Origin of the sequence: Mesotoga sp. HF07.pep.5.2.highcov, assembly GCF_003666285.1 — a bacterium.
Taxonomy (GTDB): domain Bacteria; phylum Thermotogota; class Thermotogae; order Petrotogales; family Kosmotogaceae; genus Mesotoga; species Mesotoga prima.
Map to the genome: position 1 here is coordinate 1 of NZ_JFHJ01000420.1, position 1,295 is coordinate 1,295.

1 protein-coding gene is annotated in these 1,295 nt (G+C 45.5%); it reads left to right on the forward strand.

All coding sequences use genetic code 11. The annotated features are described in order from the left end of the window. A partial coding sequence (locus BG32_RS08855) for an ABC transporter ATP-binding protein (RefSeq protein WP_310793882.1) occupies nucleotides 1-1,191 on the forward strand: 1,191 nt, incomplete at its 5' end. Nucleotides 1,192-1,295 lie beyond the last annotated feature (104 nt).

Consider the following 1,295-nt stretch of genomic DNA (forward strand, 5'->3'; position numbering starts at 1 on the left):
GATAACAAAAGCAAACTTCTCCTCAGAACAGATAATTTAGTGAAGTACTTTCCGGTGAAGGCAGGTGTTTTTAGAAGAGTCGTTGCTCAAGTCAAAGCTGTCGATGACGTAAGCTTCAGTGTTTACGAAAAGGAGACTCTTGGACTGGTCGGTGAATCCGGCTGCGGAAAAACCACAGCGGGTATGACTGTTCTCAGGCTTTACGAGCCGACTTCGGGAAGAATAATTGTGGGCGACGAAGACACTACCCATTTCTTCATGCCTTCTCTCAAAGCCAGAAAGTATATTAAGCAAACTTACATCGAGAAGTTTTCTGACCTTAAAGAGAAGTCGGGATCGGTCGAAGGCGCTATCAGCTCCATCGAAGATGGCTTTGACAAAAAAATGGCAGAGAAGTACTTCAAAGAATTCAACGAGGACGCCGGGGAATTCATAAAGAGTCTTCTGGGAAACAGAGAGGAAAAGAGGAAAGCATTCAGAAGAGATGCTCAGATAATTTTCCAGGATCCCTTCTCTTCATTAAATCCCAGGATGAGAGTCAAGAATATTATTGGCGAAGGTGCAAGAATTCACGGACTCGCTACCGGCAGAGATGTTATGGACAAAGTGGCCGACATTATGACAAAAGTAGGTCTGTCAAAGGATCACATGTCTAGATTCCCCCACGAGTTCAGCGGTGGTCAGAGGCAACGTATAGGCGTTGCCAGAGCTCTCATTTTGAATCCCAGGCTCATTGTCTGTGACGAAGCCGTCTCGGCTCTCGACGTATCGATTCAGGCTCAGATTCTTAATCTCCTCAGCGATCTGCAAAAGGATTTTGGCCTCACTTATCTCTTCATTGCCCACGATCTTGGCGTTGTGAAGCACGTAAGCAAACGAGTGGCCGTCATGTATCTTGGGAAAATAGCCGAACTTGCAGACAAAAAGAAGCTTTTCGATAACCCACTTCATCCTTATACTGTCTCTCTAATGTCGGCAATTCCAGAGGCTAACCCCGAGAAAAAGAAGCAGAGAATTCTTCTTGAAGGGGATGTGCCAAGTCCTATAAACCCGCCAACCGGTTGCAGATTCCATCCGAGATGTCCAATTGCAAAGGATATCTGCTCCAAAGAAGAGCCTAAGCTGCAAGATATTGGCGGAGGTCATTACGTTTCCTGCTTCTTCCCGGGAGAACTGAAAAGAGGGTTTTAAGACTATATAATTCCGCCGATTCCGTTTATTATTATCTGGACATCGGCGGGATGTCTCTTCTGGATCTTTTCGAGAAATCCGCAATCACTATCTGAAGGAAGTTT